This window comes from Acinetobacter sp. WCHAc060025 (assembly GCF_004209355.1).
Taxonomy (GTDB): domain Bacteria; phylum Pseudomonadota; class Gammaproteobacteria; order Pseudomonadales; family Moraxellaceae; genus Acinetobacter; species Acinetobacter wuhouensis.
Genome location: NZ_SGSX01000001.1, coordinates 44,324 through 66,439, shown reverse-complemented (window position 1 = coordinate 66,439; position 22,116 = coordinate 44,324). Strand labels below are relative to the sequence as shown.

Annotated in this window: 23 protein-coding genes; 12 read left to right on the top strand and 11 right to left on the bottom strand. The window is 38.8% G+C overall.

All coding sequences use genetic code 11. The features are described from left to right. The first annotated feature begins 152 nt into the window (after window positions 1–152). Entirely contained in the window at window positions 153–1,043 is an 891-nt protein-coding gene (locus EXE09_RS00365) for a hypothetical protein (RefSeq protein WP_228257125.1), read from the top strand. Between the two features lie 20 nt (window positions 1,044–1,063). On the opposite strand, the gene EXE09_RS00360 is transcribed toward EXE09_RS00365, so the two are convergent. Then, window positions 1,064–1,312, bottom strand: coding sequence for a DUF2061 domain-containing protein (locus tag EXE09_RS00360; RefSeq protein ID WP_171422349.1), 249 nt, complete (start codon window positions 1,310–1,312; stop codon window positions 1,064–1,066). Between the two features lie 237 nt (window positions 1,313–1,549). On the opposite strand from EXE09_RS00360, the gene leuC reads away from it, so the two are divergent. The 4 genes from leuC to leuB all read left to right on the top strand — a co-directional run bounded on the left by leuC (window position 1,550) and on the right by leuB (window position 5,480). Beyond that, entirely contained in the window at window positions 1,550–2,998 is a 1,449-nt protein-coding gene (gene leuC, locus EXE09_RS00355) for a 3-isopropylmalate dehydratase large subunit (RefSeq protein ID WP_068973713.1), read from the top strand. A 14-nt stretch (window positions 2,999–3,012) separates the two neighbouring features. After that, window positions 3,013–3,663: a 3-isopropylmalate dehydratase small subunit gene (leuD, locus tag EXE09_RS00350; protein WP_068973712.1), complete on the top strand. Its 651-nt coding sequence runs from the start codon at window positions 3,013–3,015 to the stop codon at window positions 3,661–3,663. A gap of 124 nt (window positions 3,664–3,787) precedes the next feature. Beyond that, on the top strand, window positions 3,788–4,360 hold the full coding sequence (locus EXE09_RS00345) for a hypothetical protein (protein WP_068973711.1): 573 nt from the start codon (window positions 3,788–3,790) through the stop codon (window positions 4,358–4,360). 40 nt (window positions 4,361–4,400) lie between these two features. Next, entirely contained in the window at window positions 4,401–5,480 is a 1,080-nt protein-coding gene (leuB, locus tag EXE09_RS00340) for a 3-isopropylmalate dehydrogenase (protein ID WP_130115967.1), read from the top strand. A gap of 95 nt (window positions 5,481–5,575) precedes the next feature. On the opposite strand, the gene EXE09_RS00335 is transcribed toward leuB, so the two are convergent. Continuing rightward, complete coding sequence (locus tag EXE09_RS00335; RefSeq protein WP_130115966.1) at window positions 5,576–5,983, bottom strand: hypothetical protein; 408 nt, start codon at window positions 5,981–5,983, stop codon at window positions 5,576–5,578. Between the two features lie 160 nt (window positions 5,984–6,143). Here EXE09_RS00335 and EXE09_RS00330 point away from each other — a divergent pair, with 160 nt between their 5' ends. Continuing rightward, window positions 6,144–6,512 (top strand): lysozyme inhibitor LprI family protein, encoded by a 369-nt coding sequence (locus EXE09_RS00330; protein WP_130115965.1) that lies wholly within the window; start codon window positions 6,144–6,146, stop codon window positions 6,510–6,512. A gap of 76 nt (window positions 6,513–6,588) precedes the next feature. Here EXE09_RS00330 and infA read toward each other — a convergent pair whose 3' ends face one another. Then, window positions 6,589–6,810, bottom strand: a complete 222-nt coding sequence (gene infA / locus EXE09_RS00325) for a translation initiation factor IF-1 (RefSeq protein ID WP_004718087.1) — start codon at window positions 6,808–6,810, stop codon at window positions 6,589–6,591. A 228-nt stretch (window positions 6,811–7,038) separates the two neighbouring features. On the opposite strand from infA, the gene EXE09_RS00320 reads away from it, so the two are divergent. Further along, window positions 7,039–8,049 carry an AraC family transcriptional regulator gene (locus EXE09_RS00320; protein WP_068973707.1) on the top strand — a complete coding sequence of 337 codons (1,011 nt, stop codon included), beginning with the start codon at window positions 7,039–7,041 and terminating at the stop codon, window positions 8,047–8,049. A gap of 100 nt (window positions 8,050–8,149) precedes the next feature. Here EXE09_RS00320 and truA read toward each other — a convergent pair whose 3' ends face one another. From truA to asd, 5 genes are all read right to left on the bottom strand, one after another. After that, window positions 8,150–8,947: a tRNA pseudouridine(38-40) synthase TruA gene (truA, locus tag EXE09_RS00315; RefSeq protein ID WP_130112004.1), complete on the bottom strand. Its 798-nt coding sequence runs from the start codon at window positions 8,945–8,947 to the stop codon at window positions 8,150–8,152. 8 nt (window positions 8,948–8,955) lie between these two features. Then, a complete protein-coding gene (locus tag EXE09_RS00310) occupies window positions 8,956–9,942 on the bottom strand; it encodes an asparaginase domain-containing protein (protein WP_130115964.1) in 987 nt (328 codons plus the stop codon). A gap of 79 nt (window positions 9,943–10,021) precedes the next feature. After that, entirely contained in the window at window positions 10,022–11,320 is a 1,299-nt protein-coding gene (locus EXE09_RS00305; RefSeq protein ID WP_130115963.1) for a hypothetical protein, read from the bottom strand. A 50-nt stretch (window positions 11,321–11,370) separates the two neighbouring features. Beyond that, entirely contained in the window at window positions 11,371–12,891 is a 1,521-nt protein-coding gene (locus tag EXE09_RS00300) for a FimV family protein (RefSeq protein ID WP_130115962.1), read from the bottom strand. Window positions 12,892–13,052: 161 nt separating this feature from the next. Further along, window positions 13,053–14,171, bottom strand: coding sequence for an aspartate-semialdehyde dehydrogenase (asd, locus tag EXE09_RS00295; RefSeq protein ID WP_130115961.1), 1,119 nt, complete (start codon window positions 14,169–14,171; stop codon window positions 13,053–13,055). A 189-nt stretch (window positions 14,172–14,360) separates the two neighbouring features. Here asd and EXE09_RS00290 point away from each other — a divergent pair, with 189 nt between their 5' ends. Continuing rightward, window positions 14,361–15,500, top strand: coding sequence for an endonuclease/exonuclease/phosphatase family protein (locus EXE09_RS00290; protein ID WP_130115960.1), 1,140 nt, complete (start codon window positions 14,361–14,363; stop codon window positions 15,498–15,500). A gap of 311 nt (window positions 15,501–15,811) precedes the next feature. Then, complete coding sequence (locus EXE09_RS00280) at window positions 15,812–16,129, top strand: hypothetical protein (protein WP_087552175.1); 318 nt, start codon at window positions 15,812–15,814, stop codon at window positions 16,127–16,129. Window positions 16,130–16,233: 104 nt separating this feature from the next. On the opposite strand, the gene EXE09_RS00275 is transcribed toward EXE09_RS00280, so the two are convergent. Next, window positions 16,234–16,794 (bottom strand): hypothetical protein, encoded by a 561-nt coding sequence (locus EXE09_RS00275; protein WP_130115959.1) that lies wholly within the window; start codon window positions 16,792–16,794, stop codon window positions 16,234–16,236. Window positions 16,795–16,983: 189 nt separating this feature from the next. Beyond that, window positions 16,984–17,919 (bottom strand): lauroyl acyltransferase, encoded by a 936-nt coding sequence (locus tag EXE09_RS00270; RefSeq protein WP_130115958.1) that lies wholly within the window; start codon window positions 17,917–17,919, stop codon window positions 16,984–16,986. 113 nt (window positions 17,920–18,032) lie between these two features. On the opposite strand from EXE09_RS00270, the gene EXE09_RS00265 reads away from it, so the two are divergent. Both EXE09_RS00265 and EXE09_RS00260 read left to right on the top strand, forming a co-directional pair. Beyond that, window positions 18,033–18,584, top strand: a complete 552-nt coding sequence (locus EXE09_RS00265; RefSeq protein ID WP_130115957.1) for an O-acetyl-ADP-ribose deacetylase — start codon at window positions 18,033–18,035, stop codon at window positions 18,582–18,584. A 29-nt stretch (window positions 18,585–18,613) separates the two neighbouring features. After that, entirely contained in the window at window positions 18,614–19,591 is a 978-nt protein-coding gene (locus EXE09_RS00260) for an acyltransferase family protein (protein ID WP_130115956.1), read from the top strand. 101 nt (window positions 19,592–19,692) lie between these two features. On the opposite strand, the gene EXE09_RS00255 is transcribed toward EXE09_RS00260, so the two are convergent. Next, entirely contained in the window at window positions 19,693–21,603 is a 1,911-nt protein-coding gene (locus EXE09_RS00255) for an ATP-binding cassette domain-containing protein (RefSeq protein WP_130115955.1), read from the bottom strand. Window positions 21,604–21,639: 36 nt separating this feature from the next. Between EXE09_RS00255 and EXE09_RS00250 the strand changes: the two genes are divergently transcribed. Then, a complete protein-coding gene (locus EXE09_RS00250) occupies window positions 21,640–21,885 on the top strand; it encodes a SlyX family protein (RefSeq protein ID WP_068973694.1) in 246 nt (81 codons plus the stop codon). Window positions 21,886–22,116 lie beyond the last annotated feature (231 nt).

Below are 22,116 nucleotides of genomic sequence, written 5' to 3'. Positions count from 1 at the left end.
AATAAATCAAAGTAAATTTTAAGTTTTTTTCATTGGTTGGTTTTACAGCTTGTTTTTAGAATTTATGAAAAGTTTATATACAAGTTTTTGCTATATGATTTGGTCTCATTTCATTTATAGTCAGTCTATAAAAAGAACAAAAGGAAAACTATTTGAATAGAACAGTTCTAAATCCACCAACAATGACATCGATTCATTATTTTAAACAGCTTTCAAGAAGCACTTATACTGCATCATGGCTGAGATTTTTTACCACACTCATTATTCTAAATAGCATTGGCTTTGGTTTGTTGTATTTTTTAAAGTGGTATATTCCTATCATCATTACGGAAGTTATTACATTGCTTTGGTTAAGAGCTAGATTCAATCGAATAACTAAAATGAAAGAATTAGAAAGTTTCCAAATCCCTGATTATATCTGGACAGCATTTAGAAAAAGACATCCAAATATCAGTGTGACATCGTATAAACATATCGAGGATGGATTTAAAGATTATTTGGCATTACATATTTGGATCAAGCAAGCCTATGCGATGCCGTCTCATTCTGTAGATGCATTGTGGCATTTACTGATCGAGGAATATGACAGCTATTACCGTGTCATGTGTGAAACTTTTTTAGGTTATCACTTAATTCACAAACCTCATGAGCAAGCTCCGACAGATTCACAGAAAATCAGTCAGCGACAACAACTGGCAAATACATGGCAGGCTGCATGTCATATACATGGATTAGATCCACAAAAAACGCATATTTTGCCACGAATATTTCAAGTCGATGCACACATTCGTTGGGAACAGGGTTTGATTTTCAGTTTACCTTTTCTGATTGCACTGTATACACAAATGAGTGCGACCTCGGCGATTCCCAATGATCAAGCCATGTCTTCCTGTTCATCAAACTCGACAACAGCATGCTCTTCAATGACTACTTCATGCACAAGTTCGGGGTCATCTCATGACTCAAATCATTCTTCTAATAGTTCAGATTCTTCGTCTTCTTGTAGCAGTTGCAGTAGTTGCGGAGGAGGCGGTGGTGATTGACACCTCCTCATTTATTTTGTTTAAGCGTTGACTTCTGCAGCTTGCGCCAACTTTTGATCTCTTTTATTCCAAATTTTCTCATGGAAGAAGAATGCAACAGCTTGTACAGTTGGCTCAACTAAACTTAATGTGATAGCCATCCATAGATTTCCTGTAATAACATAAGCCACCATCATTGCGACAGTGATGTGCATAATGTAATAACTTAAGGTTTTTTTGAAAATTCGTTGATTGGTTTGAACAAAATTTTGAATACGTGCCATGATCATCACCACAAAGATTAGAAGTTAATTAAATAATAATCATTATCATTTAAAATGTAAAAGAGAATTTTTAATTGGTGATGATTGGATTTGTGAATTAAGTTGATATTTAGAATACTTAAAAACACAAAGTAATTCCAAAAAGTTTTTAAATTAATAAAAATGATAAATTAGATTTATGTAAAAACACGGTTATAATCGACTTCAATGAAAGAATTACCCAGTCCAGTGGAGCGCATCGACATGGCAGGCGAAAACCAAAAAGCAAAAACTGAAAATACAAAAACGTTGTATGACAAATTGTGGGATGACCACTTAGTAAAACAACGCGATGACGGCTCTGCATTACTCTATATCGACCGTCATTTATTGCATGAAGTAACGTCTCCACAAGCGTTTGAAGGCTTGCAATTGGCAGGTCGTACACCTTGGCGTTTAAGTGCCAACGTGGCAACACCTGACCATAACGTACCAACGTCGACCAAAGAGCGCTCGGAAGGTATTGCAGGGATCGAAGATGATACTTCACGTATCCAAGTACAAACTTTAGATGACAACTGTAAAACTTTTAATGTGGTTCAATTCGACATTAACGATGTACGCCAAGGGATTGCACACGTAGTTGGCCCTGAGCAAGGTTTAACTTTACCAGGTATGACCGTGGTTTGTGGTGACTCACATACAGCAACACATGGTGCATTCGGTTGTTTGGCGCATGGGATTGGTACATCAGAAGTTGAACATGTATTGGCAACCCAGTGCTTAGTTCAAAAGAAAATGAAAAACATGTTGGTACGTGTTGACGGTAAATTAGGTCAAGGCGTAACACCAAAAGATGTCGTATTAGCCATTATCGGTAAAATAGGCACTGCTGGTGGTACAGGTCATGCGATTGAATTCGGTGGTCAAGTGTTCCGTGATATGTCGATCGAAGGTCGTATGACTGTATGTAATATGGCAATCGAAGGTGGTGCTCGTGTGGGTATGGTTGCTGTCGATGACAAAACCATTGAATACGTAAAAGATCGTCCGTATGCACCGAAAGGCGAACAGTGGGATGCTGCTGTGGCGTATTGGAATACTTTAGTTTCTGATGAAGGCGCACATTTCGATACAGTTGTAGTTTTACAAGGTGAAGAGATTGAACCGCAAGTGTCGTGGGGAACGTCTCCTGAAATGGTGATTCCTGTGTCACAAGCTGTTCCTACCTTGGAACAGGCGAAAGATGATGTACAGCGTAATGACTGGACACGTGCTTATCAATATATGGGTTTGAATGGCGGTCAGGCATTGGCAGATATTCAATTAGACCGCGTATTTATCGGTTCATGTACTAACTCACGTATTGAAGACATTCGTGCAGCAGCAGAAGTTGCGAAAGGCAAAAAAGTTGCTTCAACAATTAAGCAAGCGATGGTTGTTCCGGGTTCTGGTTTAGTTAAAGCACAAGCAGAAGCAGAAGGTTTGGATAAAATTTTGGTTGAAGCTGGTTTTGAATGGCGTGAACCAGGTTGTTCAATGTGTTTGGCAATGAATGCGGATAAATTACAACCAGGTGAGCACTGTGCATCGACGTCTAACCGTAACTTTGAAGGTCGTCAGGGCAATGGTGGTCGTACCCATTTGGTGAGTCCAGCAATGGCAGCTGCGGCGGCAATCGCAGGTCATTTTGTTGATGTGCGTACATTCTAATAGGAGCATGGATCATGAAAAAATATACCGTTGAACAAGGTATCGTTGCACCTTTAGACCGTGCCAATGTCGATACAGATTTAATTATTCCAAAACAGTTTTTGAAATCCATCAAACGTACAGGTTTTGGTGAAAACTTATTTGATGAATTGCGTTATTTGGATGAAGGCTTTTTAGGTCAGGACAATTCAAAACGTCCTAAAAATCCTGATTTCACTTTGAACCAACCACGTTATCAAGGGGCTTCTATCTTGATTTCACGTGCGAACTTTGGTTGTGGTTCAAGCCGTGAGCATGCGCCGTGGGCATTGGAAGAATATGGTTTCCGTACCGTGATTGCGCCAAGTTATGCAGATATTTTCTTCAATAACAGCTTTAAAAATGGCATGTTGCCAGTGATCTTGTCTGAAGAGATTGTGGATCAGTTATTTAAAGAGTGTTTTGCCAATGAAGGCTATCAGTTAACTATTGATTTGGAAGCGCAAGAGGTACGTACACCAAATGGCGAAGCATTCAAATTTGAAGTTGATCCATTCCGTAAACATTGTTTATTAAATGGTTTGGATGATATTGGTTTAACTTTGCAAGCTGCGGATGATATTCGAGCTTATGAAGAAAAAACCAAAGCGGCTCGTCCTTGGGTATTTGCTGAAATTCAAGGCTAAATTTCAAATTGAATTTTAAGTTATTGATAAACATTTATGCATAGCGTGAATGCCTAACTCTTGCTAACATGCGGAACATAACAAAAGATATGTTGATGTGGTGCGCAAGGGTTGGGACTGAATAATGACAAAGTTTTTAGGCAGTAGTGTTTTAATTGCAATATTGAGCCTGTTGTTAAGTGCGTGTCAGTCAAGTCAAATGATTGATAAGGTCAGAATCAACAAAGCTGGTTTGAAGCATCAAAGCCTAAATACTGTAACCGTTTATTGTTCAGGTGCAGAACATTGTGAATTTGCCAGATTAAATGATTTGATCATTACAGAAGAACATGGGCAGCGTGCGAATCGTAAGGCGATTAACAAAGGTTATTTGAAACTGACAGGTGAACCTTTAGATCGTAATGGTGTTTATCTGACGATTCCACCACAGCAATATGAAATGGTGATTCGGTTTTATCCCATTACCAAACAACATGCAGAAGTGTTCCATGTGATTCATGATTTTAAAGCGAATCAACAATATACATTCAAAATGTATCGTCAAAGAACACGTCAAGGTTCAGGCAGTTTGCTGAATGTTTCTGCGCCGACACCTTTGTGTGTCGATATGATTCAAGAAAAACGAACGATTCGCCGTTTCTGTCGCCCACATAATGCGGTGACAGGTGTGAGCGAATTTATTGAACAAAAGATTTAATCTCACATCAGCACTATGCTGAATACAAATGGAACTACAAATGTCTAAACAAATTTTGATTTTGGCAGGTGATGGTATCGGTCCAGAGATCGTTGCCACTGCTGAAAAAGTACTTACACGTGTCAATGAAAAATTTAATTTAGGTTTGACGTGGGAACATGGTTTATTGGGTGGTGCTGCGATTGATGCACATGGTTCACCTTATCCAGAGGTAACTTCTGAACAAGCGAAAAAAGCCGATGCAATTCTTTTAGGTGCAGTTGGTGGTCCTAAATGGGATACGATTGAGCGCTCAATCCGTCCTGAACGTGGTTTATTAAAAATCCGTAGTGAATTAAATCTATTCGCAAACTTACGTCCTGCGATTCTTTATCCGCAATTGGCTGATGCTTCAAGTTTAAAGCCTGAAATTGTATCTGGTTTAGATATTTTGATCGTTCGTGAATTGACTGGTGGTATTTACTTCGGTCAACCACGTGGTATTCGTGAACTTGAAAATGGTGAAAAACAAGGTTTTAACACCGATGTTTATGCTGAATCTGAAATCAAACGTATTGCCAAAGTTGCTTTTGAAATGGCAAATCTTCGTGGTGGTAAAGTGTGTTCAGTGGATAAAGCCAATGTTCTTGAAGTGACTGAGCTTTGGAAACAAACTGTGACTGCAATGAAAGAAGAGCAGTATCCAAATATCAATCTTTCACACATGTATGTGGACAATGCAGCAATGCAGTTGGTTCGTGCGCCTAAACAATTTGACGTGATTGTGACAGGTAACTTATTCGGTGACATCCTTTCTGATGAAGCTGCGATGTTGACAGGTTCTATTGGTATGTTGCCATCTGCATCATTGGATGAAAATGGTAAGGGTATGTATGAACCATGTCATGGTTCTGCCCCTGATATTGCAGGTCAAAACGTGGCGAATCCACTTGCAACGATTCTTTCTGTGGCGATGATGCTTCGCTATACCTTCCGTGAAGAAACAGCGGCTAAAGCGATAGAAGATGCTGTAGGCAATGTTTTAGATCAAGGTTTACGTACAGGTGACATCATGTCTGAAGGCATGAGCAAAGTTGGTACAGTTGAAATGGGCGAAGCTGTTGTTGCTGCTATTGCTTAACTCTTAATGGTTTCAAAAAACGCAGCTTAGGGCTGCGTTTTTTATGGTTTAATTTTTAATCTTGTTTCTTATAACAGGTTTCTTGAGTTTTAGTATTAACAAGCTCGACCACTATATTGTATAGACTCTGCAATATGTTGTTTAAGCTTAAATGTGACTGTGCAATTAAAATTAACGTCATAACTTGGCATCGCAGTTGTATCATAGCGAATTACAGGTGCTCCCATTGCATTTGATCCGACTGTCGCATTTCCTCCAGATACGGGGATGCTTAATGGTCGAAGAATGGTGTAACTCAGCTCATCATCCGTGGCTTTTACAGTTTGGCTGACTTTATATCCTAATGCGCTGAAGTCTAAACTCTTTTGAATATCAGTACTATTTTGTCCAATAAATTGTTGTAGATAAGCATTTAAATCCGCAGGGCGCGTATCCAGACTTTGGCATCCAGTGATTAAACCGATACCGATGAGAATGATCAGATAATGTAGAGGTAATTGCATGATGGTCACCTTTACGGAGTTTGATTAAAAAACATTGCTTTATTTATATAAAGTGTCATCTTAGTGTAATAAATAAGCAAAAAGTCTGTAGATATTTACCTATTATATTAAAGACAATTGATTGATGAATTGTAAAAGAAATGTTCAAAGGATTTGAATCATGAAGAAGTTTGTATTGATTGGATGTAGTTATTTTCTGATCTCTTTTTTGCCTACAATAGGTTTTGCACAGGTCTGCGATACTCAAAATCTAGAGTGTGGTAAAAAGCAATTTACAATATTACAGAATGAAGTAAAGCAGAAATACCAACAACTCAGAGCAAAATTAACAACGAATCAGAAAAAGAATTTACAGTATTCTCAATTGACTTGGATGAATCAACGTGATGCGACTTGCGCGCGTGAGATTGATAAATCGAACGCAGTTGGTTGCCATTTAAATGCTTTGCAAACACGGAATACTTGGCTAGATACACAGATTTCAATGTGTAAAGAACAGACTTGCCAAACAATCGCTTTAGATCGTTGAGCATAGGATTGGGTACGAGAACGGAAGTTTGATAATGAAAAAGCCACTTAAATGTGGCTTTTGCTTACACTAAAACTTAGCGTGCGCGATAAGTAATGCGACCTTTTGTTAAATCATAAGGTGTCATTTCAACTTTTACATTATCGCCAGTTAAAATACGAATGTAATGTTTACGCATTTTACCAGAAATGTGAGCAATCACTTCGTGACCGTTTTCTAAACGCACACGGAACATAGTATTAGGAAGCGTTTCGGTGACAACGCCTTCGAACTCGATAAGTTCCTCTTTATTGGCCATAGCCTACCTGATGATCAAATTGGAAAGGCGCAAATTATAGGCAATTTTTTATAGAAAAACAAGATTATTCGGTATTTCAAGGTGGCAGATGACTTGAAAATAGGCGAACATATTGTTAAACAATTTCTACAAAAAAAAGTGGATAAATATTGTCAGTTTGGTCAATCGACGGTAATCTAAATCAAAGGTTTTAAGTATAAATGAATAACATACAAGGAAGGGCACTACGTGAGTCAGCTAACTGATGCTTCGGTTGTTTTACGATTAGGCTATCAAGCGATCCGTCGTGCAGGATTGCCGACAGAAGAAATATTATCAAAAGCAGGCGTAGCTTTGGGTCAAGTTGATCAGAATGCACGTACACCATTGAATGCACAGTTTGCATTTTGGGTGGCTGCTGAGGAAGTCAGCAATGATCCTGACATTGGATTGCACCTTGGTGAGCATTTGCCATTATACCGAGGGCAGGTCATCGAGCACCTATTCATTTCCAGTGAAAACTTTGGTGAAGGTCTAAAGCGTGCATTGGCTTATCAGCGTCTGATCAGTGATGCTTTTCACGCTAAATTGATTGTTGATGATGAAGGGCGTTGTTATCTGACCAATGGTGAACAACCTTGGGGTGAAAATATTGTCAATCGTCATTTTTCAGAATGTGCTATTTCTGGAATTTTACGTTTCTTTAAATTCATCACTGAGGGAAGATTTGAACCGATTTATATCGATTTTAATTTTACGCAAGGTGCATCTGATGGTGAGTATTATCGTGTGTATGGCTGTCCTGTGAGTTTGGGACAAAAAGAAACGCGCTTGTATTTTGATCCATCGATTCTTGATTATCCATTGTGGCAGGCTGAACCTGAACTATTGCAGTTACATGAGCAATTGGCGATTGAGAAGCTGCAAGAACTTGCACGTTATGATTTGGTTGGTGAGGTACGCCGTGCGATTGGTTCAACGCTTGAAAGCGGTGAAACGACGCTTGAAACGGTTGCAGCACAGCTCAGTATTACACCGCGTCGCTTACGTACTCAGCTTTCGGAAGCCAATACCAGTTTTCAACAGATTCTTTCAGACTATCGTTGTCGTCTTGCGAAGAAGTTATTGGCAAATACCAATGAGAGTGTGGAGCGGATTGTGTATCTAACAGGTTTCTCTGAGCCAAGTACATTCTATCGGGCATTTAAGCGTTGGACGAATGAGACGCCTGTGGAATATAGAAAACGTAAACAGCGCTAAATCTCTCTATTCTAGATACCCTCCCTTAATCCCTCCCATAGGGAGGGAGACTTTCATTGTGAATTAAATGCACAATGAAATACTCATTCTTCTTCAAATATTATTCAGGCATATTGAGCCAATGTGGTCCTAAAGGCATTTTCGGCAATTCAAACTGTTCTGGATAATCGGCATGGATGAAATAAAGCCCATCAGGTGGGGCAGTAATTCCCGCCGCCTTGCGATCTTCGGCAGCAAAAATTTCATCAATATGGTCAATTTCATACAAGCCTTGACCGACTTCAAGCAAGCACCCCATGATATTGCGTACCATATGATGTAAAAAACCATCGGCTTGAATATCCAGCACTAAATAATTGCCATGACGAATCAAACGGCAATGTTTTACATGACGCACAGGTTGATTGGACTGACAAGCTGCTGCACGGAAACTTTCAAAGTTATGTGTACCTTCAAATTTTTGTGCTGCTTCAATCATTTTGTCTACATCTAGAGGATAGTAGGCATGTGTGACTTGTTTATGTAGTAAGGCTGGACGATTTGCCGACTGATAAACGACATAGCGATAACGACGTGCTTTGGCTTTAAAACGGGCATGAAAGTCCATGTCCATTTCTTTAATCCACTGGATAGAAATATCCTTTGGTAATTGACTGTTTGAACCCATGAGCCAACCACGTATTGGGCGAATCGCATTAGTATCGAAATGTGCCACCATATTGGTCGCATGTACGCCTGCATCAGTACGTCCTGCACCATGTAGAATGATTGGTTCATCAGCAATCTTACTGAGCACTTTTTCCATGGTTTCTTGGATACTACGCACGCCAGCCTGTTGAGTCTGCCAACCTTTATACCGCATACCACAAAACTCAATACCAATTGCAAAGCGTTGCATAATTTCCTCTATTCAGGCTGATGGTCTAAATGATCATACCAATGATCGTGCCATTGTTCAGAAGTCGGGTATTGTAAATAAATTTTCAAAATTTTGGCATAAAGATCTGCCTGACTGAGTGCATCACTGACTAAAATTTTAGAATCTTGAATCCATTGACTGATCGCATAGCGTTGATCCATACCACCAAATAGCACTTGAGTAGACAAGATAATTTGGCAACCGTTATCTTGTAGTGACTTAAAATGTTGGATAATGCGTTCATTTACAGCAAGATTCCCAACCCCATACGCTTGAATAATCAAGAAATGTGGTGCTTGTTGGATGAGTGCTTCAAGATTATTTTCAAATTGTTGTAATTCAGTTGGAATCATCATCCAATTGAGAATATTTAAGGTCTTGGCTTTTTCAAGATGTGAAAGTTGAACATTCACAACATCTTGATTTGTTTTTAGACTCTGATCAGCCTTTTGTCCTCTAAAAGCATCTAAGGCTGTGCTATGGGCTTTTAAAGCTGTTCGTGCATGGATAACTTGGTGGAAGAAAGCCAGATAAACACCAACGGGGAGCTTTGTTACAGCATCTAAAGCAGTATTTAAATTATCCATCGCATCGGTAAATTCACGGGTATTATCTCCCTGAATATTCAGCAAAGGATATTGACTACCTGTGAGCACAACATGGCATGAATCGCCTAAGAAGCGTGATAGGGTGGCACTTGCATAACTTAATGTGTCTGTGCCATGAATTACCACAAAATGCTCGAAATTTTGTAATTGCAAGCTTTGAATCTGTTGAATCAGTTTGAGCCAATCCATAGCAGTACAGGCACTACTGTCTTTAATACCGGGTGCTTTAAAACATTCGATTTTAAGGTGAGGAGGGAGAACACGTTTAAGTTGAGGAATAAACTCTGTCTCTGGCATGGGTGCTAATGGTTCACCAATGCATCCAAAAGTTCCACCCATGTAAATTAGCGCAATTTTCTTATTCATGATTCTCTGGCTCGTAATTTTCCATATCCACAATAAAAAAGCAGCCATAAATGACTGCTTTATCTTAAATCAAATTGGTTTATGACGCGATTTGATTGAGTAAAGTTTGTGATTGTTGTCGTTGTTGAGGTGTATATGCTGTTTCATCTTGGGTGAGTAACTCTCGAGCAGAAGCATATGCACCTAAGTGAATATATTGTTGAGCAAGATCTAAGTTCAACTGGATTTCATTCACTTCTGCAAGTTCAGGGAATGATTTGACCAATGGATCATTTACTTCGGCTGATATAGCTACAGTCGCAGGGCCTGATGTATCTAAATTGAATGTAGGTGCAACAGGTACTTCTTGTTCAATAGTTTCAGTTTTTTGTTCTAGATCAAAGCTGAAACTCGGTTGAGTTTCGGTTTTACTTGGTGTGAGTTTGAATTCAGCCTCATGAGATGGCTTTAATTCTTCTAATACTGATTCTTCAACAACAGGAGTGAGTGTAGGCTCTGCAAAATCAAGCTTAAACTCAGGCGCAATTTCAGTTGGCTTTTCAATTGATGGCTCTACCTGATTCGGTGTAAAGCTAAATTCGAGCGGAACCACTGTTTCAGCTTCAACTACTTCTACAGGTTGCGTCGCTTCAAAAGCAGGTGCTGTAGTTGCGGTCTCCGCTGGTTCTTGCGTTGTAGGGTTTAGCGTAAACTCTAAGGGTTGAATCGGTTCTGGAGATTTTTCTGTTGCTGGTGCAGTGATTGTCGGAGCACTAAACTCTAGTGATTCAATCTTATTCTCAGTAGGTTCAGGTTGAGTTATTTCTGATACGGAATCAGTCTCAATCAATGCATCAAAAGCTGTTGTATTTTCTGTATCTTTAGTTGCTGGTGTTGTTGGAACATAAGCAATTGATTCAATCGGGCGATCAGCTTCAGCGACTTTTTGACGTGCTTCAGCTTGCTCAATGATTTCATCTAAATTCAATGAACGAATATGATTAATCAATTGGTTGACAGCAAATTCATCATTTTGTGCTAAATGAACATCGAGTAAATACAGATAAAGTTCATGTTGGGAGTTATCTTGATTTAAGGCTTGATTGATTTTTGCTTCAGCTGAAAAATAATTTTTTTCTTGAATCAGTTTTTCAATGCTTTGTTTAAGTTCGGCGCTTAATGGTTTAGGTTCATTTTTAGTGATAACAGGATCTTCGACAACCTGGGTCTGTGGTCGTTGTGTTGTACGTGCTGTTCGAGCAACATTCTTCTTAGCCGTTTTTTTATTATTGGCTTTCTTCGCACTGGTGCTATTATTTTCTTTATTGGCGTCTTCGCGTTTCTTTAAAACGATAGCGACAACCAAAAGTAGAACAAATGGAATCACATACAACAACATTTTATTTCCCCTTCATTGAGTACAATGAATTAATATCCTTTAATGCAACTCTAACTGTTTGGTTTATTTGCACTTTTGTCTTTTAATTGCTGTTGCAATTGAGCTAATCGTGCATTTAATAATTGAATTCGTTGATTCTTTTGCTGTAAAGCTGAAGCAAGTTGAGTCACATTCTTCTGTAATTTAACTGTTTTTTCACGAGATGTCATAACTTTTGTAGAAAGTTCAGCATTTGTTTGATTTATCTGAGTATTTTTCTTTGCAGAACCTTGGGCTGAATTTTGTTCATTGTCCGCAACTAAGCTCATTTCTGCCTGATCTAAGCGATATTTTGCAGCTCCTGACTGTTTTTGAGTAACAACAGGTGCCTGTGTTGGGACTTTGTATTTTGTCGGAGGTGTTTGTTGATAACTAGCAGCTAGGTTGAGTGCTGCTCCACGACGAATACGATTGACATCGCCTTGAATGAAAGCACTCCGATTATTGTCTTTGATTTGGCGCATCACATCAGGGATGCTTTGATGGGTTTCTGCGGCTATACGTGACGCAATTGCCCATAGCGATTCATTTGCTTGGACAATATGCTGAGGATTTTGATTATTGCCTTGATTGGTCTCGACTTTTTTACTTTCGTTTTTCCTATTTTCATTTTTCTTGTTATCGCTTTTTTGAGCTTTATGAGTTTCAGGCTTTGCAGTCTGCGATTTGGCTTGCTGTGCTGGAGTTGTTTTTTGAGGTGATTGAGTCTCTATCGTTTGAACTGTATCTGTTTGAATTTTTTCAGATTGAATTTGCTCTGGTGGACGAGGGGCTTGAGCAATAGCCGGTGTTGCTGTCTCTTTTTGTGTTTCTGTTTTGGCTACTTCATTTTTAATAGCCGAGTTATTGTTGACTGGCACTACTGTTGTAGTTTGTGTCGTTGTTTCTATCTTTGAAGTTGGTGCGCTTAAAGAAGGTGTGTTTAAAGTAGGTGGAGCAATAACGCTGATTGTGAGCGGGCGTTGAGCGTTGGTCATAGGGGATGTGTCAACTTGAGTATTTGCTGTTGACGGTGCTTGAGGCACATTGCTTTTATATTGAGTGCTCGTCGGTAAATTCAGTGCAATATCTTTTTCACTCACAATCACTTGAGGCATAAGCGGTTTTTCATTTGCCGCAGTTTTGAGCATAGGTACTGGAACATTATTCCGACCACGAGTCAATGGTGTTTTAATCTGCTTTAAATGAGTGGCATTACCTTCTTTGATTTTTACTAAAATATTGAGTTCTGAATCAATTAATGGGCGTGAAGAAGTAATGACAATAACACCACTGCCATCATTTGAACGACGTGTATAGAAGTTTAAATGCCCAGGTGTTTGCGTTGCCACGCCAGTACTTTGAATATCATCCGCACTGGCTAGACCCGCTTCGATTTTGTCATTCGGATTGGCATTACTAAACTTCATTTCCGCATAAAGTAATTCCCCAGCTCCTGATTGAACTTGAATCGGATCAATCGTGATCGCATTTACAGTTTGCGAAGTCATAATGGCTAAAATGGCAATTTTTAATTTGTTATATCCGGTCATCTCTGTCCATTGCTCTGACGAAGTACGCGCATTTAAATTATACAATATCTAAATGTAATCTAGATGCAAATTATTAACACAAGAGTTACATAAATATAGTTACATAAAAAAGCCGATCAAGATAGATCGGCTTTTTCAATGTTTAATACTTTTTTGTGAAATTACGCATTCTTATAATCGATTAAAATACGTAACATACGGCGTAAAGGTTCTGCAGCACCCCAAAGAAGTTGGTCACCAACAGTAAATGCACCTAAATATTCTTTACCCATGTTCAATTTGCGTAAACGACCTACAGGAACAGAAAGTGTGCCAGTTACTGCTACTGGTGTTAAATCCGTCATCGATGCTTCACGGGTATTTGGAACTACTTTAGCCCATTGATTAGACTGACGAATCATATCTTCGATTTCATCAAGCGGGACATCTTTTTTCAATTTCAATGTTAAAGCTTGAGAGTGGCAACGCATTGCACCAATACGAACACAGTGACCATCAATTGGTACGATCTGTTGATTACCCAAAATCTTGTTGGTTTCAACTTGACCTTTCCATTCTTCTTTTGATTGACCACTTTCGAGTTGTTTGTCGATATATGGAATCAATGAGCCTGCAAGTGGTACACCGAAGTTTGCAGAAGGGAAGCCTTCACCACGTTGTAAATCAGCAATTTTAGAGTCGATGTCTAAGATTGCAGAACGAGGATCGTCCAATAAGTCTTTGGTATTGTTATATAAATAACCCATGCCTGTGATGAGCTCACGCATGTTTTGCGCGCCAGCACCTGAAGCTGCTTGATAGGTCATTGCAGTCATCCATTCCACCAAGTTCTGTTGGAATAATGAACCCATACCCATCAACATCAATGAAACGGTACAGTTACCACCAACGAATGTTTTAGTGCCTTTGACTAAACCATCTTTGATGACATTCAAGTTCACTGGATCAAGTACGATAATCGCTTCATCATCCATGCGTAATGTAGATGCAGCATCAATCCAATAACCGTTCCAACCTTCAGCTTTAAGCTTTGGAAAAACTTCAGAGGTATAATCGCCACCTTGACAGGTAATAATGACATCCATTTGCTTCAGACTGCTAATGTCCGTCGCTTCCATAAGTGCTGGAGCAGTTTTACCACCAAAAGCAGGAGCTTCACCACCTGCGTTACTGGTAGAGAAATAGAATGGCTCAAAATGAGCAAAATCATTCTCTTCAACCATACGTTGCATAAGGACGGAACCAACCATCCCGCGCCAACCGACCAGACCTACTTTCATGTCACTTTGCCTCGGTGCGTTAATAAAAAATAAAAAGGGGGCTTGAGTGTATCAAAAGAGTGTGTAACTGCAATAGCGTACACAATGAAAACACAATTATATTGTGCAATATATCTTGTTTATGATACATGCAAAATTGATATTAATTTATGAATCATTCAAAAATTAAGAATATAAGAGTGACAAAATATGATTTGGATAGAAATATTGTCTGCAATCGTGATTTGGCTGAGTTTTTGGTCATTGATCCCACGTGATGAATGGTGGTTCAGGGGTGCAGATTTCCCACGCTTACAGATTTTGTTTGTCGGGATCATTGCTTTCTTTTTACTGCTGTTTTGGCAAGGGGAATGGGATTTAAAACGAGAAATTATTTTTGTGTTGTTGATTGTGGCTTTAGCATTTCAATTGAAAATGGTTTTGCCTTATACCTTTCTATGGAAAAAACAAGTTGCTCAAGTTCGATCAGAACAACTTGATTCGAGTAAACAGATTTCTGTGCTTGTTTCGAATGTACTCACACCGAATGATCAATATCATCTTTTGATTGAGCACATTCAAAAGTTTCAACCTGATTTAGTGTTGACCTTAGAAACCGATCAAACTTGGCAAAATTATTTAAAAGTGATTGAGCAAGATTATCCCTATCGAGTTCCTGTGCCATTAGATAATTTGTATGGCATGCATTTGTATAGCAAATTAAAATTGGTGGATACCGATGTCAAATTCATTCTGAGTGATGAAATTCCTTCGATTCATACCACTGCGATTCTGCCATCAGGACAAGCCGTTAAACTGTATTGTTTACACCCTAAACCACCGAGCCCAACGGAAGCCAAAGATTCAACTTTACGTGATGCTGAATTGCTCATTGTCGGCGATCAAATTAAAGATTTGGATGAAAGTTGTATCGTGATGGGGGATTTAAATGATGTGGCTTGGTCTCGGACGACACGGCTATTTCAACGGATTAGTGGTTTACTTGACCCACGAGTAGGGCGTAAATATGTCAATACTTTCCATGCAGATTATAAGTTTTTAAGATGGTCGCTCGATCATTTATTTCATAGTACAGACTTCGCTTTAGTGCAGATGCAACGATTGCCGCATATTGGATCAGACCATTTCCCTATTTTTGTTACGCTGCAAACGGGTCGTGTTTTTGAGCAGATTCAAGAAGAACTGGAACAGTCGGATGCGGATGAGCAAGAGGCTCAGGAAGCGATTCAAGAGGGCATCGAAAAAGCAGAGAAAGAAGAAAAAATTGTCACTGATGAAATTGCACAGGATTATAAAGGTGAAAATAAATTGTCAGACAATAAAGGCTGAATTTGATTGATTTTTGTAAGCTATTTCGTACAAGGATTGTGTCTCTAAACGGATGGTATGAAATCTGTATTCGCTTTAATCTTTAATCATCGACAAACGGAATGGGAAAGGAAATGTCCCGCTAAGGAAGACTAAGTCGATGGATGAATCATCATGGATTTGATGTTGGAATGGATAACCAAATAGAATAAAAATAATGATTGAAAGCACAACCTCATAGACCCGAGTTTTGCAGGACGCAGAACTCGGGTTAGCTTTATTTATGGTATATAATTTATCCGATTTAGAATTGAAAATAAAAATGAGAGATTATGTTTCTAGCTAAAATTCAACAGTACGCACAAAACCTTAAACATTTTACAGGTTTAAGTAGTGATGCTTTATTCATTTACGCAGGTCTAATCATTTATTTTGTGGTTGCAGCCATTCACAAGAGACAATTGAGATCACATATCGCCATTATCGTAACGGTTGTTTTCGCCTTTGTGATAGAAATTTTTAATGCCCGAGCTGATATTTTTGGTCGAGGTTATTGGCGTATTTGGGATAGTATCCATTCCATCGTTAATATGATTTTTTGGCCTTATGTGATTTGGGCAATGGCACGTTTTCGAGTTTGGAAGGGCTGATATTTTCCATCATTCAAGCTTGAAAATAAGCTAGATTGAGAATGGTTTTAAGAGATTCAAACCAAGCCGGCGACATGAGCTTGAGTCTCATGTCGCCAATATCTTTAAGGATACTGCTGGTTGATCGCATCTAATTCAGCACCTACTTTTTGTTGGATCGCAATGGTGCGCATACTGAGTTGTTTAAATTCCTCACTTGGTGCTTTCATATCAAAATTCGGCGCAGTTGAAAGTTCATATAGTTTTTGGCTAGTAAGGAGGTTATCAATCATTTGTGTACGAATATTTTGTACTTCACTACTTTTTAATTGAAGTCCCATCAGCTTTTGTTGGAATTCTTTTTGTATATCATTGGAATGGCTTAGAACCTCTTTGAGTTTTTGCGGATCAGAAGCTGCAGCTTGCGCTTGTTCTCTAAGTTGTAAAGCTTGGGAGTTGGACTGATTGGTGATTTGATTTAACTGTGCTAAATCTGATTTGATATCCGTTGCATTTGCACTACTCAGTTCTGAAGCTTTAGCTTGCCAATTTCCTGTAGATGTTGTTGTACTGCTTTCTTTTGTTTGTTGATTTTGTTCCGTATTTGCTTTTTTATCTGCACAGCCAATGAGTAAAATGCTTGAACTCAGTATTGATATAAAAAGAATTTTATTAAAAATATGCATAGTCTTATATTTCCTTCATGTTTTTAAGTTTTAGTGTTTTATACGCTGACGATCTTAGCGAATTTTATGTTGTGACTACAGTACGCTTTTGTACGTTTGGAATGGACACTAATCCAAAAATAAAAAAGGAGATCTTGATGATCTCCTGATTTTGAATATAAATGCTTTCAATTCTAAACAATAACCAACTCAATAAATCTTATCATAACCCTCAGGGCGTGTTTTAAAACGACGGTGGAACCACATATATTGAGTCGGTGCGATACGAAGCTGATTTTCAATGATTTTATTGACATGAATAGCATCAGCCAATTCATCCTCGCTCGGCATTGGTTCAACAGCAGGTTCAATCAATACATGATATTTTGGATTACGAATATCACCATGACGATAAAAATACAGTGGAATCGCAACTGCTTTGGATATTTTCAATAAACGACGATGTGCAGTAACCGTTGCAGCCTCCACACCAAAAAAGGGTGCCATCACACCTTGTTTTAAACCGAAGTCCTGATCTGGACTGTACCAAATGGCATCCCCATCTTTGAGATGACGAATCAAACCACGCATATCATCATGATCAATTTGTGCTTTATAAATGGTTGCTCGACAACGATAGATTAGCATGTCCAACAGAGGATTGTTCTGCGGACGATATACCACATCAGGTTCAAAGAATTGCGCACAAAGATAACCACCTGCATCCAACATGGTACTGTGTGTACCCAAAAGCAACATGCCTTTGCCTTCAGCTTTGGCTTGGTGAATGTGTTCTAAACCCTCAATGGTCACACGATTTTTAAACCATCGTGGTACATACCATGCATTGAGTGTTTCAAATACGCCGACCATTTGATCTACAAAAACTTGTTTAGAATTTTCTAAAACTTGTTCCGCAGACCATTCGGGAAAGCAGACTTCTAAATTACGAATGGTGGTTTCACGACGTGACTTCAGCCCATTAAATGCGAGATGACCAAGCAAAGTTGCTAAACGATGTTGGAACGCCCAAGGTAATATTGCCAAAATCATTAAAAATACAATCGCGATCCAAATTCCCCAATATTTTGGATGCAAAAATGCCCAGTAAAACTTTCCAGACTCGTATTGATGCTTTTTACTCATAGCAGTTTTGTAAATATGGGGGTGATTGAAACTGAAAGAAGTGTAGCATGAAGCGGTTTAAAGTAGAAAACACTCAAAGTCAGAAAGAAAATTGAACGTGCTAGGGATGGGGAATGAAAATAATACGATTAATTCAGGGTGATATTACCATTCAAAAGGTAGATGTAATTGTTAATGCAGCCAATACCTCGCTACTTGGTGGAGGTGGTGTGGATGGTGCAATTCATCGAAAAGGGGGTTCTGCTATTTTAGAAGACTGCCAAAAGATTCGTGCAAAGCAAGGCAGTTGTGCAGTTGGTGAAGCCGTCATCACTACAGCTGGTTTATTGCCCAGTAATTATGTAATCCACACGGTTGGACCCACTTGGCAAGACGGGCAACATGGTGAACAAGAATTACTTCAACACGCTTATTCAAATAGCTTAAAACTTGCAGAACAACATCAGCTGAAAACAATCGCCTTTCCTAATATTTCCACAGGAATTTATCATTTCCCAAAAGTCAGTGCTGCGAGTATTGCGATTAAAACCATGGTTGATTTTTTTAAACATGCTGAATCCGTCGAAGAAATAAATTTTGTTTGTTTTGATCTGGAAAATTTTAAAATTTATCGACAGTTACTTGCAGATATTGACCAAAATCAATTTCAAGTTTTAGGTATATAATCCAATTTATTATTTAGATCGAAATTGCCATGAGAGATACGTATTTAGACAGTTGTAAAGCAACGTTGATATTTCTCGTGGTTTTAGGACATTTCCTCGAACGAATGATGGGTTGGAAAGACCCAATCGCACATACCTTATTAGGCACAATTTATTTTATTCATATGCCTGCTTTTATTCTCGTTTCGGGCATTTTGTTTAAAGATAAAAACTGGCTCAAAAATATTTTTTTCTTTGTATCTCTATATTTACCATTCCAATTTCTATTCCCTGCTTTTGATGCAATTTGGTCGGGGCAGTTCAAATTCAACTGGAATATTTTTGAACGACCTTATTGGATTTTATGGTATTTGCAAGGCATGGTGCTTTGGACATTACTGGCGCATCTGTTCATCAAAATTAAATTTCCAGTCATTATTTCACTTATTCTTGCGCTGTGTATAGGTTTAAGCCCTTGGAATAATTATCAATATTCAATCGGGCGAATTTTTACTTTCTTCCCATTTTTTATGATCGGTGTGGTTTACGGCAAGAGTATTCTACAAAAGATACAACAATTTAAATTCGCAACTGTTTTCGGTGGGCTGATTATTTTGGGTATTGTGAGTTATGTGTATTTCTCACAAATCAACCCATTCAGGCTTTATGGGAGTTTGAACTATACACAACTCAAGGTCAGCGCATGGGATGGTACGTGGATCAGAGCAAGTTTATTACTGACTTCGAGTCTTGGTATTTTTGCTATTTTTGCATGGGTTAAACTCTTAAATCCTCGGTTTATTCAACTTGGACAAAATACTTTACCTGTTTATTTACTTCATGGTTTTGTGGTGATATTGATTGCTCGCTATTGGAAATTGGATTTTAATATTTTTGTCGAGATTGGAATTTGTATAGTTTTATCTATTCTGACTTGTTGGATTTTACAACAGCAATTTTTTGATCAACTATTGAGGAAATTGTCGCTTTGGCTCATGAAGCCAATAGCTTGGTTGGGAATTAAGTAGCTATTTACAAAAATGTTTTATGGATTTTTTGATTAATTTAAAATGAGAAAGATAAAACTCCGCACGATGGCGGAGTTTTTATCTAAATTGGAAATGTAGAATTAACCTTTGGTCATTTCTTCTAGCTCTTCCCAACGCTCTAATTTTTCAAGCAACAAATCATCAATTTCAGCTAAACGTGTTGAAAGCTTCATGGCTTGTGCATTGTCAGAAACAAATAGCGAGCCATCTGCAAGTTTTGCATTGATCTCAGCTTGTTCTTTTTCCAAAGCTTCCATTTCAAGAGGAAGTTGTTCTAAAGCACGTTGATCTTTATAGCTTAATTTAACTTTCTTTGGTGCAGTTTGCACAGGTGCAGCAGCAGCTTCCGCTTTGGCAATCGCTTTTTTCACCGCACTTTTCTGGTCTACAGCCGTTTGGTCAGGACGTTGTTCTAGGTAATCTTGATAACCACCGATGTATTCGTCGATATTGCCTTTACCATCAAAGACCCAAGTTGATGTCACGACATTGTCCATAAAGGCACGGTCATGCGAGATGAGAAGCAATGTACCTTTATAACCACCAAGCATTTCTTCAAGTAGTTCTAAAGTCACCATATCCAAGTCATTGGTTGGCTCATCCATTACAATGAGGTTCGATGGTTTGAGTAGAAGTTTTGCTAAAAGAATACGGTTACGTTCACCGCCAGAAAGTGCTTTTACAGGTGTGCGTGCGCGCTCTGGTGAGAATAAAAAGTCTTGTAAATAGCTGTAGATATGACGACGGCTACCATTTACATCGACATGGTCAGAACCTTCTGAAACGTTATCTTTGACTGATTTTTCAAGATCAAGCGCATTACGTAATTGGTCAAAATAAGCCACTTCAAGTTGTGTACCAGTTTTAACTGTACCTTTATGCTCTTGCTCACCTAAAATCGCTTTAATCAGTGTGGTTTTGCCGACACCATTATCACCGACTAAGCCAATACGGTCGCCACGAAGTACCAATGCTGAGAAATCTTTGATAATCGGTGCATTGTCGCCAAAAGTAACTTGAAGATTTCCAATCTCAAAGACTACTTTACCTGAACGATTGGCTTCTTGAGTTGCCATACTCACTTTACCTTGTTGTGAGCGGCGTGCTTTCGATTCTTCACGTAAGGCTTTTAAGGCACGGACACGACCTTCATTACGGGTACGACGTGCTTTGATCCCTTGGCGAATCCAAACTTCTTCTTCCGCCAATTTCTTATCAAATAAAGCATTTTGTTTTTCTTCAGCTTCCATTTGTTGTGCTTTCAGATCAAGATAACGTGAATAGTTACCTTCATAGCTACGCAATTGCCCACGATCTAATTCGACAATACGTGTTGCAATACTATCTACAAATGCACGGTCATGTGAAATGAAAAGCAAAGTTAGATTATTTTGATCGAGTAAGAATTTTTCTAACCATTCAATACTTTCAACGTCCAAATGGTTGGTTGGTTCATCGAGTAATAGCACATCTGGTTGAGTGAGTAAGGCACGTGCAAGTAAGACACGACGCTTACGACCACCAGATAAATCTGCTAAATCCGCTTCAGGATCTAAGCCCATTTTACTGAGGATAGAGTTCACTTTGGTTTCGAGCGCCCAACCATCGAGTAAATCGAGCTTATGTTGTAAATTCCCCATGCGGTCACAGGCTTCCATGTCACCGAGTACACATGCATCGCTCGCTTCATGGTATTCTTTCAATACTTGAGCAGCTTCACCAGCACCTTCGGCAACAATGTCAGCAACTTTGCCAGAGTCCATAGGAACATCTTGGGCAAGCATGGAAATGGTGATGCCGTTTTGTAGGGCAATTTCACCTTGATCAGGGAGTAAGCTTCCTTCAATTAGTTTGAGTAAAGTTGACTTACCTTCACCGTTACGACCAATCAAACAGACTCGTTCGCCACGTTCTAAATTGAAGTTTGCGCCGTCGAGTAGGGCAGGTCCACCAAACGCAAGTTGGACATCCCTTATAGTAATATAGGCCATACGGTTTCCTAAACATCCCACAGTGAGGACTAAAAAATGACTAAACAGAAAAATCTTGATGATCAGGCGTCATTTTCCGCACCCATAGAAGATTTGCAAGTCCGAATTGCATTTTTAGATGATTTAGTCGAACAATTAAATGATCAGGTTGCACAACAGAGCTTAGAAATTGCTGATTTAAAAAAACAAATGCAGTTGTTGTATCAACGTGTGGAATCTTCGGATTTGTCAGAAGGTATTGCAGCATTTGATCCGATGACCAATCGCCCTCCGCATTATTAATGATTCAGCTGTGTGAGGGCTATTCGGATAGGCGTCATTAGATCTCTTGCGTAAGTCAAAAAATGTACAAATTTTAGATTAAAAACATATCCAAAAGAATATTGGAAGTTCCTTCTCCCTTTGGGAGAAGGCTAGGATGAGGGGACTTTTAAATAGAAAACCTCTCCCTAACCCTCTCCTGAAAGGAGAGGGAACATTCAATATTGATTTAGATCTCGCCGAAAATAACTT

Bases quoted from the DNA above. Each gene is read 5' to 3' on its own strand.
- EXE09_RS00335 (WP_130115966.1), bottom strand. From the start codon at position 5,983: ATGCAATTACCTCTACATTATCTGATCATTCTCATCGGTATCGGTTTA.
- truA (WP_130112004.1), bottom strand. From the start codon at position 8,947: ATGCAACGCTTTGCAATTGGTATTGAGTTTTGTGGTATGCGGTATAAA.
- EXE09_RS00260 (WP_130115956.1), top strand. From the start codon at position 18,614: ATGAGAGATACGTATTTAGACAGTTGTAAAGCAACGTTGATATTTCTC.
- EXE09_RS00345 (WP_068973711.1), top strand. From the start codon at position 3,788: ATGACAAAGTTTTTAGGCAGTAGTGTTTTAATTGCAATATTGAGCCTG.
- EXE09_RS00265 (WP_130115957.1), top strand. From the start codon at position 18,033: ATGAAAATAATACGATTAATTCAGGGTGATATTACCATTCAAAAGGTA.
- leuB (WP_130115967.1), top strand. From the start codon at position 4,401: ATGTCTAAACAAATTTTGATTTTGGCAGGTGATGGTATCGGTCCAGAG.
- EXE09_RS00360 (WP_171422349.1), bottom strand. From the start codon at position 1,312: ATGATCATGGCACGTATTCAAAATTTTGTTCAAACCAATCAACGAATT.
- EXE09_RS00255 (WP_130115955.1), bottom strand. From the start codon at position 21,603: ATGGCCTATATTACTATAAGGGATGTCCAACTTGCGTTTGGTGGACCT.
- leuD (WP_068973712.1), top strand. From the start codon at position 3,013: ATGAAAAAATATACCGTTGAACAAGGTATCGTTGCACCTTTAGACCGT.
- asd (WP_130115961.1), bottom strand. From the start codon at position 14,171: ATGAAAGTAGGTCTGGTCGGTTGGCGCGGGATGGTTGGTTCCGTCCTT.
- EXE09_RS00270 (WP_130115958.1), bottom strand. From the start codon at position 17,919: ATGAGTAAAAAGCATCAATACGAGTCTGGAAAGTTTTACTGGGCATTT.
- EXE09_RS00280 (WP_087552175.1), top strand. From the start codon at position 15,812: ATGTTTCTAGCTAAAATTCAACAGTACGCACAAAACCTTAAACATTTT.
- infA (WP_004718087.1), bottom strand. From the start codon at position 6,810: ATGGCCAATAAAGAGGAACTTATCGAGTTCGAAGGCGTTGTCACCGAA.
- EXE09_RS00305 (WP_130115963.1), bottom strand. From the start codon at position 11,320: ATGTTGTTGTATGTGATTCCATTTGTTCTACTTTTGGTTGTCGCTATC.
- leuC (WP_068973713.1), top strand. From the start codon at position 1,550: ATGGCAGGCGAAAACCAAAAAGCAAAAACTGAAAATACAAAAACGTTG.
- EXE09_RS00290 (WP_130115960.1), top strand. From the start codon at position 14,361: ATGATTTGGATAGAAATATTGTCTGCAATCGTGATTTGGCTGAGTTTT.
- EXE09_RS00275 (WP_130115959.1), bottom strand. From the start codon at position 16,794: ATGCATATTTTTAATAAAATTCTTTTTATATCAATACTGAGTTCAAGC.
- EXE09_RS00330 (WP_130115965.1), top strand. From the start codon at position 6,144: ATGAAGAAGTTTGTATTGATTGGATGTAGTTATTTTCTGATCTCTTTT.
- EXE09_RS00250 (WP_068973694.1), top strand. From the start codon at position 21,640: ATGACTAAACAGAAAAATCTTGATGATCAGGCGTCATTTTCCGCACCC.
- EXE09_RS00300 (WP_130115962.1), bottom strand. From the start codon at position 12,891: ATGACCGGATATAACAAATTAAAAATTGCCATTTTAGCCATTATGACT.
- EXE09_RS00310 (WP_130115964.1), bottom strand. From the start codon at position 9,942: ATGAATAAGAAAATTGCGCTAATTTACATGGGTGGAACTTTTGGATGC.